This window comes from Profundibacterium mesophilum KAUST100406-0324, assembly GCF_009835145.1.
Lineage (GTDB): Bacteria > Pseudomonadota > Alphaproteobacteria > Rhodobacterales > Rhodobacteraceae > Profundibacterium > Profundibacterium mesophilum.
The window spans coordinates 1-211 of record NZ_APKE01000126.1; the positions used below are offsets into that span (position 1 = coordinate 1).

Genomic DNA, 211 nt, shown 5'->3' on the forward strand with positions numbered 1-211 from the left:
GACGGGCGACATTGCGCATGATGCGGGCGTCGAGCTGCAGATGGGTATCGGTTCGGCCGGCGTCAGCATCACCCATCACCGCAGCGCGATCTGGCGCAACCTCGCGGCGGCGGCGAACATCGCGCTTGCATCGACGCGCAACAAGCTGGTTGCAGCGGATGGCCGGATCAAGCCGCCGGCGGACTTCAACGCGGCTTTCGGCGCGCCGATC

The 211-nt window shown here is 67.8% G+C and carries 1 protein-coding gene; it reads left to right on the forward strand.

All coding sequences use genetic code 11. From position 1 onward, the window contains the following. Positions 1 to 211, forward strand: a 211-nt coding sequence (locus tag PMES_RS16535) for a hypothetical protein (protein WP_159966791.1), incomplete at both ends; no start/stop codon positions are given.